Raw genomic sequence first — 16,053 nt, forward strand, 5'->3', positions numbered from 1 at the left:
ACATCGAAAAAGAATTTTGCGGGCTGTGGACTATCAACGACCATTCTTTCTTTTTACCCCGCACCTGGAAACCATCTACCCGGCTACCCTCCGCCAAGTGCACGGAGTGGCCTATACGCGCGAACGGATCCCTACACCCGATCAAGATTTCCTGGACCTGGACTGGCTCCAACGCGGCAGCAACAACCTGGTGATCATTTCGCATGGCTTGGAAGGGAATTCCAGCCGCGCCTATGTGAAGGGCATGGCACGGGCCGCCTATGGGCAGGGCGTTGATGTGCTGGCCTGGAATTTTCGCGGCTGCAGCGAAGAGATGAACCGCCAACTGCGCTTCTATCACAGCGGTGCTTCCGACGACCTGGAGACGGTGGTTGAGCATGCGCTTGCCAAAGGGTACAAGCAACTCTACCTGGTGGGCTTTAGCCTGGGTGGCAATCTGACGTTGAAATATTTGGGCGAACGTCCTTCGTATCCCGAGATCAAACGCGCCGTGGTGTTCTCGGTGCCGCTGCACTTGCACAGCAGTTGCCTGAAGATCTCGGAGCCCTCCAACTGGATCTACAACCAACGCTTTCTGAACAACCTGAAAGAAAAGGTGATCCGCAAGGCAGCGCAAATGCCCGGGTTGGATGTGACCGGCATCGGAAGCATTAAAACACTGATGGCGTTCGACGACCGATACACGGCGCCCCTACACGGATTCGAGAGCGCCCTGGACTATTACACGCGTTGCAGTGCGTTGAATTTCCTGCATGCTATACAGGTCTCCACGCTCATCGTGAACGCGCAGAACGATCCTTTCTTAAGCGCAGCGTGTTATCCGACGGCCGCGTTGAAAGATCACCCGGTGGTGAAATTTGAAAGCCCCCTGTTCGGCGGGCATGTGGGCTTCGCGCAATTCCGTAAAAATGGATTATATTGGTCTGAAGAGCGTGCGTTATCTTTTTTGTTTCCGGAATAAATCACTGTACTTCGCACCAAAACCAACCCCAACCCTCTCCATGATCGAACGCTACAGCCTTACCGCATCTGCCGACCAGATCAAAGAACGCTTTCTGGCAGAAGCACTGGGTGCGATCGATCCGCGCTACAACGCCGCCCCGACGCAACTGTTGCCCGTCATCACCCACACGGCGCCCCAAGGCATTTCCACATTCTACTGGGGAACGTCGCCCGAGTGGGCCAAGAACAAAACACCCGGTGAGAAGATCATCAACCTGCGCGCCGAAACCATCACCGAAAAACCCTCGCAAAAAAAGGCGATCATGAAGACCCGTTGCCTCATCCCGGCCGACAGCTTTTACGCCTGGAAAAAAGTGGGCAAGAAAACTGCCATCCCCTATCGCTTCACCACGCTCGACCAGGAATTGTTCGCCTTTGCCGGCGTCTGGGAAGAATTTGAAGACACCGACGGCCACGAGTTCCACACCTTTTCGATGATCACCACCACGGCCAACGAAATGGTGGCCACCGTGCAAGATCGCATGCCCGCCATCCTCACCGTGGCCGCAGAGAAAACATGGCTGAACCCCGAAAGCACCGAAGAAGAACTGCTCGCGGTGCTGGTACCCTACCCGGCGGATAAAACAAATTATTATCCTGTGTCACCCCGCATTAATGACATCAACACCAACGTGCCTTCCCTGATATTACCGACGCCGCCGTCGGATCAGTTTGGAAATTTGACTTTGTTTGATTGACGTGTAGATGTACTGAATGAATGCACGACGATGCTGAATGATGTTGTTGGCGGAATTCCAACAACGGCGGTGATGAATCTAATGAAACAGCTGGACGAAGCACAGCCAACTAAGAAATACTGACTACTGACTACTGGCTACTGATTACTAGCTCCTGAATATTGCTCCCTCAGAATCCATCATCCTTATCCTCTTCCTCTTCGCCGTCCTTATCCGCTTGAAGCTTGCCCTCATCTTGCTTCTTTGCCTTTTTCTCTTTCTTTTTCTTCTTAGGCTTTTCTTCGGCCGGTTGGCTTTCGGTTTTGTCTTTTTTCCTGAAGAGTCCTTTCTTCTTTTTGGGCGCTTCAGAAGGTTGTGCCTGTCCTTGGGCTTGAGCGGCTTGTGCCTGTTGTTCGTCTTCGTCTACATAGTCGAAGTCGTCATCCGATTTTTTGGGCGGCGTGGTGATGGCCGTGGAGTCGACGGCGTCTTTGTTCTTTTTCTTGAAGAGGTTTTTAAAGAAGCCTCCTTTTTTCTTTTCCTTTTTGCCACCGCCTTTGGCTTCTGCCTTGGACTCCTGTTGTGTTTGCTGGGCCAGGCGTACGTCGGGGAGAATGAGGTTGTGGCGCAGGTACCACATGTAGTTGTCTTGCTCCACGTTATAGCGAACTTCGGTGATATAGTATTTAGGCACCTTGGCTACGTATTTGCCAGAGGCCTCGTCGTAGATGAGGCTGTCTTGCGTGCTGAAGCGCAGCATGCGCACTTCCTTGTCTTTGGTGATCACATAGACGCTGTCGGTTGGTGCCTCGGTCGTGTCTTTCGGGATGTCGACGATGTAGGTGCTGTCGATCACGGAGCGGGCGGCGGCGTCAAGCTCAGCGCCCGGCACAATGCCGGTTTCGCCCAGCACGCCCTCTTCGTCGGAGATGGTGAGCGAGTCGGGGACGTACACTTTCACGGGCTTCATGGCCACGGTTTGCAGGCTGCGCACTTTTTTGCGATAGGAAACCGGCTCGGCCACTAAATAGCGGTTCTTACTGGCCGTAAAGACCTTTGGAGTGGAGTCTTCCTGGAAATAGCTAAATTTTTTGCGCAGCTCATTTTTGTCATAAATGAACGCGCTTTGGTAGGCAGGGCATATCAGTCGTTGCGTGCAGGCGCCCAGAACCAGGCTAAGACTTAATAAAACGAAAAAATGCCTCGCCATGAAATAGGTAAATCAAACAAAAATAGGGATTTTAGACACAACTCTGTTTAAAATCGGCGGATTTGTAACCGCTTGATCCTCAAAATCTACTCGTTTAAACGCTCAATTCCGGCTTTTCGTGAGCCACGGCCGAAATTTAATTCAACCGGCATCCGCACCGGATAGGCTTGCAGGACCCTTCCTCCGTTTGTTCGTTTGCGAATCCGCCTTGTGTTCTTTCATCAAAATCGAAGAAGACCCATTTTCAAAATTTAGACTCATCTAAGTTTTTAGTAATTCTTGTTAGTGAAGAACACCAACAAGCGCGGGGTCCAAAACAAGTAAGGCCGCCCTTTGAAGGCGGCCTTACGCTAAACCATTAAAACCAAATTTAACCTTACGCTCCCTGCTAGGGTTGCAGTCATACTTACGAAGCGGACGGAGGACCCGGATCTCAGGTTTTAAAATATTTATTTGCTTACCAGCACCGCCTGGTCGAGGATGAAATTGACGTGATCCATGTTGTCGGTATTCAGCCGCAGTTTTCCTTTGATGGTGATGAGATCGTCGACCTGGAATTTTGACGGTGACTTTGCAAAATTCACTTCCGCGATAGACTCGGGACCCGCGCCGCCACAGAAAAAGCATTGGCTCATGGGATATTTCGAGATGATGATGTAGGTCTCTCCTTCGGGGCTGAAAGGCACGTAAAATCCTTCCATCGTGATCTCTTTGCCCTCCAATGCTTTCAGCTCGGCGGGAAAGGTGGGATAGAAGAGGTATTCTCCCAACTTCTCATAGTACTTCGGTTCAAACTTGGTTTTGGCAAACTCTGTCCAGAAATCCTTTTTTGTCTGCGCAAACGAAACGCTGCAGGTGGCCACGCAGGCCCATACGATCATCCACTTTTTCATCCGCTGTGTCATTTATGCTGTTGACTCATGTATTCTTATTCCAATGATTCCCTTTTCTTATCCTCCGGTATGCCGTTTCTAAGTTTAGTTAGACGCCAGCACCTTCGAGATGTCGGTGCGGTAGGCCTGTATGGCCGGGATCAGGGCACACACTAAACCCAGCAACAAACTTCCGCCCAAAATTATCCATTCTTGCGAATAGAACACCATGCCTCCGATGCCCGCCTTTTGGGTTTCTTCCACCAGGGTGTTCAAAAGCATTAAGACGCCGTGTCCCATCAGCAACCCAATGGCACTGCCCAGAAACGTGAGCAGCCCGCCCTCCAACAGCACCGACACGAACAACTTGGTGCGCGTGGCGCCCATGGAGCGCATGATGGCCATGTCGTAACGTCTTTCTTTCAGGGAATTGTAGAGGGCGATAAAAATGCTCAGGCCCGAGATCACGATGAGCACGTAGGCAAACGCCATGATAATGTCGGCGCCCACGCCCAGGATCGAAAACAGGCGGGCGGTTTCAAATGCGGGCGATGCAGCTTGCAAACTGCTTTGTGCATTGACCATTCGCGGCAACTGGATGGCCCCCATCGGCGAGCGGTATTGCAAGAGCAGCGACGTCACTTCCTTCACCGAGTCATTGGCCGCCACCGAAGGCACGAGGCGCGAGGGCATCGCCGGGGAGTTTGATGTTTCGTGCGCATGGCTGGTGGTGTCGGCATGTTCGTGCACTTCCCAGATGCTCTCCACGGCGGTGAGGATGATGTTGTCGAGCACGGTGTTATTTTTTTTGAGCACCCCCTTCACTTTATAGAGGTGGTCCTTGTGATCGTCGCCAGTGGTAGTAAGGCCGTGGCTGCTGGCGAAGGTGTCGCCGATCTTGAGTTGGGTGAGGCTTTGCACGTTGGCGCCGATGGTCACGTCCAGGGGATGCTCCCACCAATCGCCTTGCGCGAGTTCGCCTTTGTAGAGATCGGCATAGTCGCGGGTGGTACCCACGATGCGATAGGTTTGGTAGCTGTCGCCGAGCGCCAGTGGGATGGCGCGTTTTACCAGGCGGTTACGGGCAATTTTCTCGGCTTCTTTTAGTTTGATGTTGCCGGTGGGAAAATCGACGTGAAAGATGTTGCAAAGAATGAGTTGCAGCGGACTGCCTTTGGCTCCCACCACGAGGTCGATGCCGCGGGCATTGTCGGTGATCTTTTGTTCCAGTTGCGTATTGAAGAGCAGCAATATGGTGACGACGGCGATGCCGAGCGAGAGCAGGATGATGTTGATGGCCGTGTTGAGCGGACGCGCTTTGAGATAATTCCAGACGAGCGTGAAGAGTGTCATGCGGCGCAGGGTGTAAGGTCCGGCCGCTGTGACGCTGGGGCACAAGGTTGGCGTAGCGTTCTCATGAGGCGGTGAGTTGGATTTGGTGGGTGAGGTGTGACTTCAGGCGTTGGTCGTGCGTGGCGATGATGAGCGTGGACTCATGTTGACTGGCGGCTTCCAGCAACAGGGAGATCACCCGGTCACAGTTCTTGTCGTCCAGGGCCGACGTGGGTTCGTCTGCGAAGATGATGGCGGGTTTGTTGAGCACGGCACGGGCGATGGCCACGCGCTGGGCCTGGCCCTGGCTCAGGGTGGTGACCCGGCTGTTGCGTTTGTCGGCCAGCCCCAGCGTGGCCAGCACGTCGGTGATGCGCCCAGAGTCGATCGGGAGGTCGGCAAGGTAGGGCGACATCATCAGGTTTTGTTCTACGGACAGGGCCGAAAGCAAGTGGTTGCGTTGAAAGACAAACCCGATCTTCCGCCCGCGGAAGGCGTCAAGCGCCGTTTCCGAAAGCGTGGCCAGTTCGGTGTTATCTACCGAAACCGACCCTTCATAATGCCGGAGCAGACCCCCCACCAGGTGCAGCAGTGTTGTTTTGCCGCTGCCGGAATTGCCCAGCAACAAAAAATGCTGGCCCCGCGCCACCGAAAAATCCGGGAACCGGAGGGCGACCGAGGGCGAATAGCGGAACGCAAGGTTGGAAACCTGTATCATAGATCAATTATCACCTTCCGGGTGGAATTAAATCGAAAAATAAAAAACCCCGCTCACAAACCATCAACAATTTCAACCAACGGGCGCTTTCTGCTTTATGCTAACGTTACTTTTCATCGCCTTTGCCTGTTAAAAACTTCACATTGCTAAATTACCCCCCACCCTATATCTTGTCGGTTCACAATTTTCATAACCCATGTATACCCAACAACGCATCAGTTCCGAGGAAGCCCTGAAAATGATCCAGCACGTCATTCACGAGGCGCATCAACTAAAGAAAGAGATCGCCGTGGCCGTGAGTGGCCCGGAGGGTGAACCGCTGGCTTTTCTGCGCATGGATGGCGCCAGTCCCGCGGCGTCGCGCATTGCCCGGAATAAAGCCTATACGGCGGCAATCGATCGCAAAGACACCAAGCTCATGGGCGAGTTCATGAACGACAACGACCGTCCTCCGGCGTTCTGGGGAGACGATGGTGTTACGGGGTTTGGTGGTGGTGTGACGGTCCGCAGCAAAGGTGTGGTCGTAGGTGGCATTGGTGTGAGCGGATTATCAGAGGCGGAAGATGAGCGGATTGCGTATGCGGCGATTGCCGCAGTGTATGGTAAGGATCATAAGAATGATTGATGTCACCAAGATCAACATCCTCATGAACGGATAGGGCTACAAGACCACGGAAACCATTTTACTCAACACGGTTTCCGCGATGGTGGACAATTTGCCTTATGTATCCATGCAAGCATCGTTGGCGAGCCAATACTACTCGTGACTATTTAGCGTAGCGCTTGATACACTCCAATTCTGAATTTGTGTGTAAAATCGTCTGAATGCGCATAGGGCTCCACGTTGGTGAATACGAGGAGGATCAGGTTTTCTTTTGGGTCGATCATGTATTCGGAACAGTACATGCCGCCCCACGTGAGGGACCCGACGCTGGCGTTGTCGCCATAGTGTGTGTTCTCGGTGACGACCTGGAGGCCGAGGCCGAATTTGTCTCTGCGTTCCCAAACTTCGAGGGCACCGATCTGGTTTCGGAACATCAGCTCAACGGTTTTGCGGCCGAGGATCTGGTGGTTGTTGAAACGGCCGTAGTTGAGCAGCATCTGGCAGAAGCGGGCATAGTCTTCCGTGGAACTGATGAGGCCCGCGCCGGCGGAGAAATAGGTCTTCGCACCGGTGGTGGCGAAAGAACGATAGTCCTGGTTGGAATTTAATTGCAGGGGTTTGTCGACGGAAGGTTTGGAATACAATTCCACCAAACGCGACGCCTTCTCGGCCGGCAGATAGAAATACGTGTCGTTCATGCCGAGCGGATCGGTGACGGCCTCTTTCAAGTACACATCCAGTTTTTTGCCGCTCAGCAGTTCAATCAGATAACCTAGCACGTCGGTGTTGAGGCCATAGACAAATTTCTCGCCGGGGTCGGCGGTCAATGGACGGGCGGCGATCTTCTTCACCACGGCGGCCAGCACGTCGGGTTGGGTAGAGTTGAAGTAGGGTACCTGGAATTCGGGCAACTTTTCAAGGGGATGTTGATAAGGAATGCCAGCCGTGTGGGTCAGCAGGTGCCGGATGGTGATCTCGCTTTTGGCGGGGCGTGTTTCGTATTTCAAGGTGGCCGCGTCGAAGCTTTCCAGGACGCGGGGTGATTTAAACTCGGGGATGTATTTGCTGATGGGATCGTCCAGCAGAAACTTGCCCTGCTCAAAGAGGGTCATCAGCGCTACCGTGGCGATGGCTTTGGATTGGGATGCAATGCGGAAGAGGTCGTCCTTTTTCAAAGGGGTCTTTGTTTCCAGGTTGCTGTAGCCATAGGCCTTGTAGGAAACCACCTTGCCGTTGCGGGCCACAAACACAGTAGCGTTGGGTGCCAGGCCGTCGGTGATGAAGCTTTGCATGACGGCATCGAGGCGTCTCAAGCGGTCGGTTGAAAAGCCGGCATCTTCAGCGGTTTTTGCAGGGGTGAAGGTTTGTGGGGTTTGCTGAGCCCGTGCGGTGGTGATGGCGAACAGCAAGAGAACGAGTCCGATTCTTATTTTCATGAAGATGAGGTTTGCGGTGACGGTCAAAGATAAAAGAAATGGGAAAGGGTGAATAATGTATTCTTTCCTATGGAGTCACCACCCTCAAAAACCTCATCGACCTCCCTCGTTCCTTCCTATTCTTTTGACTTGGCACCCGGGCCAAACAAACCACCGAATTTGGAAAGTAATGCCAGCGCACCACTCAGCGCCAAGAGGAAGGTGTTCAGGTTGTCGAACAGTTCTTTTTGGGCCAGGGCCACAAACACCACGATGCCCAGCAGCACCATGACCAGCACCAGGCGGATGCTGTGCCAGGTGCCGTTTCGCGAAACTTCTTTTTCCATATCGAGCTCTTCGTCCTCCTTGAACACGTTGAGGATAAAATTATTGAAGCTTTGGTTCATGAGCCGCAGGGAGTCTTTCATTTCGATCACTCCTTTTTGCATCAGGCCCCGGATCAACTTCTGATTTTTCAGGTTTACAAAACCGTCTTTGGCCAGGTCGAAAAGAAAATATTTTTCGATTTTGGACAGCGAGTTCCACACGGCGTGATAATAGGGTTCTGCCGTTTCTTCCACCCGCAAAATAAAATCCTCTTCGTCGTGACCGCCGTGGGTGATGTATTTTCGTTTTTCCAGTGTGCGCAGGTAGTAGCAGGCTTTCAATTCCCGATCGACCAGGCTTGGGGTGGGCGATAGTTTTTGTGACGGGCGGATGGATTTGTAGCACACCTCAAATTCGCTCAGCATATTTTTCCAATTCCGGAGGGCTGCTTTGTATTCCGATCGCTTATCGTCTTCCGATTTGTCGGCGGGGACTTTTTGAAGGTCCTTGATCTTATGACGGTACACTTCCAGGATCACCGTGGGCTGGATGGTGGAGGTGATGATGATCTGGTTTGATTTCCCGGCCAAAAGCTTCTGCAACAGGTCCAGCTTTTTCTGATTGAACGCATGGTCGTTGACGGCAAATTCAAAATGGCGTATCACCTTCACGGGCTTGCCCTCGGAAGGCACCCAGGCATCGGGACCTTGTTGACAATCGAAGACGTCGGCATTGGCGATGACGCGGCTGATGAATTCGTGCTTGGACGATTGCGGCAGTCCCACCACAAACAAGCGGGGCACGTTGCGGATCTTGAAGGGCAACCCGCCCAACCGTTGCTTGCCAGGGATCCATCCTAATCCAAAAATATATTTTACAGAAAAACTAATGATCCTTCCCACCAGGAAAAACGACAGCACGACCAACAAGAAAATAAAAAGTCCGTACTCGCCACACACGGGATTGAAATCTTTAATCGTTGTCGAAAGATATTGCTCTTCATACCGGCCTTTGCGCGGATCGTTCCGGAATTCGATGCCCACTTCTTTTTTGTCGGACATGCTCCACTCCCACTTTTCGTCGTTGGCCTGTTTGAATGCGCCGGTACTCGACATGCCCAGGGCGCTCGTGAGCCGTGGCCAATATTGAAACAGCAATTTCTGAAAAGCCGAATTCGAGTCGTGTTCGTCGTTCACCGGCGTGGACGAATAGGGCAAGTAATTGCCCAACGAGTCGATCTTCGCGCGCACTTCGGGATCACCAAAAGGGGCTAATGTGACGTCGAAGGCTTTTGTTCGTTTGAAGTTCGCTTCAGCGGCCGTCAGTTGCTGATAGCGCGTCCAGATCACCGCTTCCTCGAAGTGTGCCGTCCGGTAGAAGTAGGTCACGGGAATGATGCTGACCAACACCACCCACATCATCAGCTGGGTGCTGTAGTTGCCGGGGTAGGTCAGCATGTCGCGCATAAAATGAGGCGATGGCCCGGCCCCGTAGGGCTCGCGCACGTCGGCATAGAACCACCGTTGCACGATGAACTCCGACGCAAAATAAGAACCGGTCAACACCAAGGCAAAGACCACTTGCAACAGGAACGTTTCCCAGGAATTGTCCCAATACGAAAACGAGCTCCAGTCCAACAGCAGGATGAGGATGACGCTACACGCTGGGAAGACATAGCGTTTCCAGCCGTCTCGTTCGTGAAACACAACCCAATAGAACACGAGCAGCATCATGGGCAGCGAGACAAAAGTGACCCCCACCGCAAGATCGCCCGCCCACCAGAGCAAGACCAGCGAGAAAAGCATGACCGCACCCTGCACGACGATGACGCGCTTGTATTTTTCAGACCGTTCGCGCAACGGCAGCAGCCAACGCAAAAAGAAACGTCGCTTGTTCAATCGCGACGTTTTATAGTCGCAAAGGAACAACACCAGCAATTGCAAGCCCAGCGAAAAGAAGAGCACGCACAAAAATGAGAACGCAAAAAAGATCGTGAGCACCACCGGCGAACGCTGGTCGTCTTTGTTGTGAAACACGACCAGGTGCAACGGAACGTCGTCGATGGGTTGGGTGTACATGCGTTGTTGATTGCCTTCGTAGTCGGTTGAGAAGTGTATCGTGGTCCGGCCTTGGATGGCGGCGGCCAGCTTCTCGCGGTGGTCTACTTCCAGCAAGAGATTTTCCTGGTGGTTCTTTAGGGTGTTGGCATGGAACCATACTTCGCCGGTCTCGTCGATGATGCAGAAACCATAGCCTGGGGGAAGTATGGGGTCCATCACGGAATGAAGACGCGTGGACATGGCCAGCACGCTGGTCGATGCCATGGTGCTGTGGGCAATGCCGATGCCGGCCTCGGGTGAGTGGTCGGTCCAGGATTGGATCGATTGCAGCGTGAATAATTTCGGCTCCACTCCTTTTTTGATTTTCCCGGTGCCAGGCAAATACCACAGGCTGTCCTCCAGCACGCGGCTGAAATATTTGCGCGAGCGCAAGTTCGGCATGGGATAGTTGCTTTCCTGGTCTTGGGTGGTCAGTGTAATGATGGGTTGGCCGTGGTCGTTGATGTAGAGGATGTAGTTGAAATAAGGATATTTCCTCACCGTCTTTTTCAGGAACGCCTGCCCCACCCCGAGGTCACGGACCCCTCTCCGTTTCTGTTCGTGGAGTACATCGCCAAACACAAACCGCTTCTTTTCGGTGGAATCGGCCTCCATGTAGTCTTGCGTGAGCTTGCCCGTCAGGTTGTCTTTCACGGAATTGAGCACGCCGTAGATCGAATCCAACTCGTTCTGAAAACGTTGCTTGATGGTATTCGAAAGGCCCGTCAGGTCGCGGTCTACCGCCTCGTTGGATTGCAGGTTGTCGCTTCCCGTCCAGATCATCAGGAAGAGCACGGCGCTGCCGAACACGATGCTGAACCCGGCAAACCACACGTTCAATATGTTGAGGCGCTCGATGGCGTTCATGACCAGCAATTTCAAAATGGGCATGGCCATGAGCAGGAACAGCATGATCAGAATGGCACTGGTGATGATGAGCGGGTCCACTTCACGGGTTTGCTCGTTGAACGTGTCGGCTTTGATCAGGCCGCACAACATCCAGTTTTCTCCCTCCTGGAATTCGATGGTATGTACAAACAGCTTATACTTGGTGTCGGCCAGTTCGATGTCGCCAAACCGGCTGGTGAAGATTCCTTTGCGCGTCACCATGAGCGAATCCACATTCCGGAGATCGATGCGGTTCTCCAGCGTTTGATAGGCTTCGTTCGCCGACTGGGGAGCGGTCTTTTCATCCTGGTGCAACGCATGATCGTATCGCTTGATGATAAAGAACTCATCGAACTGATCGGGGCGATAAGCAAAATGATCCATCGGGAGACTGAAGACGCCATGCCGGTCGGGATGGGCGTTGGGGTAGATGAAGTAGATCCGTTCAAAATGATTGTGCATGCGAACATCGATGTCGGCATCTTTCAGGTATCCCTCGTAGGTGACCTTGTCGAGGTCTCGCTGGACGATCTTGGTGACGCTGTCGTTGGGGATGTTTTTCTTTCCTTCCAGGTATTCTTTTGCACGCGACCACGACCGCACGATGGTCTTCGCATAGTCTGACCGCATGGCCACCATGTTCTCGCCATACCGCGCCAGGGCCCGGTATTTTTCTTCGCGCAATTTTTCTTCGCGACCGTGAACGTATACCATCAGGTAGTAGGCAAAGAGTCCACCGATAACCAGGAGTGTGGTGATGGCTACCCAGAATTTTCTTGAGAGGCTAGGGAATTTCATGGTACACAAAAATTAATCGACAAAGGCCTTCCGGTATTTTTATTGATGACGATAACCGGATCCGGTAACCCACGGACACTTACCTGAATTCCGGTAACGCCTCTTTATTTTTTGTACGACTTGTCTTGTCAGCTAACGCGATCCAAAAGCAAAGCCCACCGCCGTGCTTTCATGCTGCAACGCTGGGATGGGCTCTTGGTCTAAGTTAGGGATTTTAGCGCGACTTCAAACTATGGCGGCAGACCCTCAAGACACAAAAGGGATCAGGCCCCGGGGTATTTTCCTGTCCCTGCTTTCCGTTTTTGCCGTATCTTTTTATCTTGAGACCTTCAACCCGAATCCTGTCCGCCTATGAAACGGTCCGTCATTTTCCCGCGCCGTCTCGCTCCCTTGAACCTCACCCTAAACTACATCTATTGATATGAAATGTATCCGCCTGATCATGCCTGTGCTGGGATTGCTCCTCTTTTTCAGCGCCTGTAAACCCAAAAAAGAAACGGCCGCCGGCCCCTCGCCTGACTCCACGTTCGCCAAGGTTGCCGACGAGTTCCTGGAAGGTTACTTCACTTTCCGCCCCGGCGTGGCCACTTATCTGGGCCTGCATCAATACGACCGGGCCAAAAGAGACTATAGCAAAGCCGGTCTCGCAGCCGAGCTCGACCGCCTGAAAGCCTTCGAACAGAAACTGGCCCCGCTGGGCGACTCCCTGAGCCCCAAGGCACGTTTCGATCACAAACTGTTGTTGGCGGGCATCCACCAGGAGATCTTTGCCATGGAAGACCTGGCCATCTATACGAAAAATCCCATGACCTATGCAGGCTCCATCAGCCTCAACATCTTTGTACAGCGCGACTTCGCCCCGCTGAAGGAACGGGTGAAATCCATTATTGCCATCGAAGACCAAACCCCGGCCATCTTCGCCGCAGCCCGTGAAAACCTGGCCGACTCGCTGGCCAAGCCCTACGTGGAAACCGCCATCCTCATTGCCCGCGGCGGCGCCGACTTTCTCGAGAAGGAATTGGTTGAGGCTTTATCGCAGGGTGTGGACGACTCATTGAAAACGGCGTTCACAGCATCCAACAAAAAAGCCATCGCCGAACTCCGCGGGTTTGCCACCTGGCTGGAAAAAGAAAAGCTTTCCAAGGTGCATAACCACTATGCCATTGGCAAAGCAAACTACAAGAAGATGCTGCTCTACAACGAAATGCTCGACGTGAACCCGGAGGACATCCTCACCCAGGGCCTGGCCGAGTTGAAAAAAGAACAGGAGCTCTTTGCCCAGGTGGCCAAGGTGATCAACCCCAACAAAAAGGCCATCGACGTATTTGAAGACCTCAAGAAAGATCATCCCACCGCCGACAACCTCATTCCCGACGCCAAGAAAAATCTCGAAACGATTCGCCAATTCCTCATCGATAAAAAGATCATCACCGTGCCTTCGGAAGTACGCGTTGAAGTAAAAGAAACACCACAGTTTGCGCGCTCCACCAGCACGGCCTCCATGGATACGCCCGGACCTTTTGAAAAAGCCACACAAGCCTTTTACTATATCACACCTACCGAGAAAAACTGGTCGGCCAAACAAAAAGAAGAGTGGCTTTCCCAATTCAGCTACTACGTCACCGACATTATTTCGGTGCACGAAGCATACCCGGGCCACTATGTGCAATTCCTCCACCTGAACGCCTCGCCCATCTCGAAGATCCAAAAAACATTTGGCAGCTATGCGTTTGTTGAAGGCTGGGCACACTACACCGAAAAGATGATGATCGAAGAAGGCTTTGGCGCCAAGGATCCTGTCACGCAAGCCAAGTATCACCTGGCACAGCTGGACGAATCGCTGTTGCGTCTCTGTCGCTTGTGTGTGTCTATCAAAACCCACACCGAAGGCATGACCCTGGCCGATGCCACCAAGTTTATCGAAGACAACGCTTACTACGCATACAAGCCGGCTTACCAGGAAGCGTTGCGCGGCACGTTCGATCCGGGCTACTTGTCGTATACCCTGGGCAAGCTGCAGATCCTCAAGTTACGCGAGGAATATAAAGCGCAAGAGGGCGCCAGCTTTTCGCTGCAAAAATTCCACGACCAATTGCTGGACAATGGCATGCCGCCCATCACATTATTGCGCGAGGTGCTCTTGAAAAATCCTCCTGCGGGAGCGTCGTTCTGATTTGTAAATCTCTTCCCTCGAAAAGGTTTATGGCCACGGTCGTAAACCCTTTTTTATTTCATCAAAATGCATTGTGCCGGCGCGTTCCAACTTTATCGGTACACGGGGTGTCAAAGTATCAAAGCCTGATTCAATGGCCCGGACGCCTATGAAAAAATTGATCTTCTTCTCCCTGATGGTCCTGGTTGCATCGGCATGCCATCACGACTGTGTCGAACCCGATCCGGGGCCGCGGGTATGTGGTGTAGCCAATCCCGCCGAAAACCTGCCTTGGCTGAAAACCATCATCGATGACTTTAAAAAAGACACGACCACTCTGGCATCGCTCCATTATGTACAGCAATCGACGTATCACGGCAACACCGTTTTTATCATAGGCACGTGCATTCCCTGGTGTGAATTGAGCTGCTTTAGCATCATGGACTGTGAGGGAAAGGATCTTGGCTTTCCCCTCGGACTTGATCTTGACGGCCCGGCCACGGTGATCTGGAAAGCTGAAAATTCTTCATGCACCTTCGGGTCATAATAAAAAGTGCAAAGCGACCCAACCCTTTTCTGCCACCCTGTGTCTATACGTGAAATAGAAACACCCCATGAAAGCCACCCTGTTGTCCCTATTACTTCTCGCGATCGCCGTTGCCTGCCACCGCGACAAAAATGAACTCGATCCCCTGGTTTGCGGCGTTGCGAATCCCACCGAGAACCTACCCTGGTTGAAGGCCGTTATTGACGAGTACAAAAAGGATCAGGACGGATTGATGAAATACAAATACGTTCTGCAGTCGACCTACAAGGGCAGCACCGTGTTTGTTTTTGGGAACTGCTGCCCCTTCTGTCTTTCGATGATCCTGGTGAGGGATTGCGAGGGCAATCGAATCGAGGTGAAGGCAGGTGAAGGGGAGCCTACCACCGTGATCTGGAAGCCTGAAAATTCCACCTGCGAACCTACGAAATAGTTTAAGGCTGTGGGTCTCGTTAAATCTAAAGGGTTTGTTTTGGCGTTGCTTTCCGAATATAGAAATTAGCAAGAATTGTCATCTGGCTTTTGCGTTGCTTCGCGTTGATTAGCGTAAATTGATTTTGCGCTATGAAAACCTCTTATCTTTTTACATCACTCGGCTTTGCGGCCGTAACGCTCGCTACCTGGTATTTCTTTTTCAAGATCTTTCGCAAAAGCCTCCACGCCACCCCATTCCCGGAAGAACGACGGAAGCGACTGTTCCGCAATACGCTGCTGGCCGTTGTGGGATGGATGATGGTGGTGAGTGGACTTTCGCTGAGCGGGGTGCTGAGCGACTTCTCTGCCCTGCCGCCCCGGTTCACGATCGTGCTGCTCGTGCCGCTGATCACCGTTATCCTCGTGGTGCGGACCGAAACGGTGAAGGTCATTCTCCAGCACACCGATCCAGCTGCGATCGTTGTGTTGCAATCTTTTCGCATCGCGGTCGAAGTGCTCCTGTGGTTGCTGTTTGTCCAGAACCTGGCGCCGGTGCAGATGACGTTTGAGGGAAGGAACCTCGATGTGCTCTCCGGCCTTACGGCCCTGCCCGTGGCATGGCTGGCCTCTCGCAAACAGCTTTCGTCTTTTTGGCTGGCCGCCTGGAACCTGGCTTGTCTGGGGTTGCTCATCAACATTGTGGCCACGGCCCTGCTTTCGATGCCCACGCCGCTCCGGGTTTTTATGAATGAACCGTCCAGTGTCATCGTGACCCGTTTCCCCGTGGTATGGCTCCCCGCGTTGCTGGTTCCGATGGCCTATGGACTTCAATTCCTGTCCCTGAGGCAGGTGCTGGCCGGCAAGAAACGCGGAGCCCCTTTGGGTGCTTAAGGTATTGGTTCGGGGGAGAGGCCGGCGCTGGCTTGATTTTCAGCTGATCTTCTTCCCTTTGTGGATTTATACGGGTGTATGTTAATTTTTTGAGTTAATTTTTGGCACTA

General features: G+C 52.8%; 13 protein-coding genes. 7 read left to right on the plus strand and 6 right to left on the minus strand.

The window, feature by feature from the left end; translation table 11 throughout:
* Window positions 1-25 precede the first annotated feature (25 nt).
* On the plus strand, window positions 26-961 hold the full coding sequence (locus D4L85_RS29940) for a YheT family hydrolase (RefSeq protein ID WP_119757804.1): 936 nt from the start codon (window positions 26-28) through the stop codon (window positions 959-961).
* A gap of 40 nt (window positions 962-1,001) precedes the next feature.
* On the plus strand, window positions 1,002-1,700 hold the full coding sequence (locus D4L85_RS29945) for an SOS response-associated peptidase (RefSeq protein ID WP_119757805.1): 699 nt from the start codon (window positions 1,002-1,004) through the stop codon (window positions 1,698-1,700).
* A gap of 169 nt (window positions 1,701-1,869) precedes the next feature.
* Here D4L85_RS29945 and D4L85_RS29950 read toward each other — a convergent pair whose 3' ends face one another.
* The 4 genes from D4L85_RS29950 to D4L85_RS29965 form a co-directional block, all read right to left on the minus strand.
* Complete coding sequence (locus tag D4L85_RS29950; RefSeq protein WP_119757806.1) at window positions 1,870-2,889, minus strand: hypothetical protein; 1,020 nt, start codon at window positions 2,887-2,889, stop codon at window positions 1,870-1,872.
* A 449-nt stretch (window positions 2,890-3,338) separates the two neighbouring features.
* Window positions 3,339-3,782: a hypothetical protein gene (locus tag D4L85_RS29955; RefSeq protein WP_160144093.1), complete on the minus strand. Its 444-nt coding sequence runs from the start codon at window positions 3,780-3,782 to the stop codon at window positions 3,339-3,341.
* An 84-nt stretch (window positions 3,783-3,866) separates the two neighbouring features.
* Window positions 3,867-5,114 (minus strand): ABC transporter permease, encoded by a 1,248-nt coding sequence (locus D4L85_RS29960; protein WP_119757808.1) that lies wholly within the window; start codon window positions 5,112-5,114, stop codon window positions 3,867-3,869.
* A gap of 61 nt (window positions 5,115-5,175) precedes the next feature.
* Complete coding sequence (locus tag D4L85_RS29965; protein ID WP_119757809.1) at window positions 5,176-5,811, minus strand: ABC transporter ATP-binding protein; 636 nt, start codon at window positions 5,809-5,811, stop codon at window positions 5,176-5,178.
* Window positions 5,812-6,007: 196 nt separating this feature from the next.
* Here D4L85_RS29965 and D4L85_RS29970 point away from each other — a divergent pair, with 196 nt between their 5' ends.
* Window positions 6,008-6,436 (plus strand): GlcG/HbpS family heme-binding protein, encoded by a 429-nt coding sequence (locus D4L85_RS29970; protein WP_119757810.1) that lies wholly within the window; start codon window positions 6,008-6,010, stop codon window positions 6,434-6,436.
* Window positions 6,437-6,582: 146 nt separating this feature from the next.
* Here the strand turns inward: D4L85_RS29970 and D4L85_RS29975 are convergent, their stop codons facing one another.
* Window positions 6,583-7,851, minus strand: a complete 1,269-nt coding sequence (locus tag D4L85_RS29975; RefSeq protein WP_119759001.1) for a serine hydrolase domain-containing protein — start codon at window positions 7,849-7,851, stop codon at window positions 6,583-6,585.
* Between the two features lie 116 nt (window positions 7,852-7,967).
* Window positions 7,968-11,942, minus strand: a complete 3,975-nt coding sequence (locus D4L85_RS29980; protein ID WP_119757811.1) for a cache domain-containing protein — start codon at window positions 11,940-11,942, stop codon at window positions 7,968-7,970.
* A 421-nt stretch (window positions 11,943-12,363) separates the two neighbouring features.
* Here D4L85_RS29980 and D4L85_RS29985 point away from each other — a divergent pair, with 421 nt between their 5' ends.
* The 4 genes from D4L85_RS29985 to D4L85_RS30000 all read left to right on the plus strand — a co-directional run bounded on the left by D4L85_RS29985 (window position 12,364) and on the right by D4L85_RS30000 (window position 15,943).
* Complete coding sequence (locus D4L85_RS29985) at window positions 12,364-14,115, plus strand: DUF885 domain-containing protein (protein ID WP_119757812.1); 1,752 nt, start codon at window positions 12,364-12,366, stop codon at window positions 14,113-14,115.
* A 148-nt stretch (window positions 14,116-14,263) separates the two neighbouring features.
* Complete coding sequence (locus D4L85_RS29990; RefSeq protein WP_160144094.1) at window positions 14,264-14,641, plus strand: hypothetical protein; 378 nt, start codon at window positions 14,264-14,266, stop codon at window positions 14,639-14,641.
* A gap of 67 nt (window positions 14,642-14,708) precedes the next feature.
* Entirely contained in the window at window positions 14,709-15,071 is a 363-nt protein-coding gene (locus tag D4L85_RS29995; RefSeq protein ID WP_119757814.1) for a hypothetical protein, read from the plus strand.
* 131 nt (window positions 15,072-15,202) lie between these two features.
* The gene (locus tag D4L85_RS30000) at window positions 15,203-15,943 is read left to right on the plus strand and encodes a hypothetical protein (protein ID WP_119757815.1); all 741 of its coding nucleotides are present in this window, start codon (window positions 15,203-15,205) and stop codon (window positions 15,941-15,943) included.
* The last annotated feature ends 110 nt before the right edge of the window (window positions 15,944-16,053 follow it).

Source organism: Chryseolinea soli, from assembly GCF_003589925.1.
GTDB classification, from domain to species: Bacteria; Bacteroidota; Bacteroidia; order Cytophagales; family Cyclobacteriaceae; genus Chryseolinea; species Chryseolinea soli.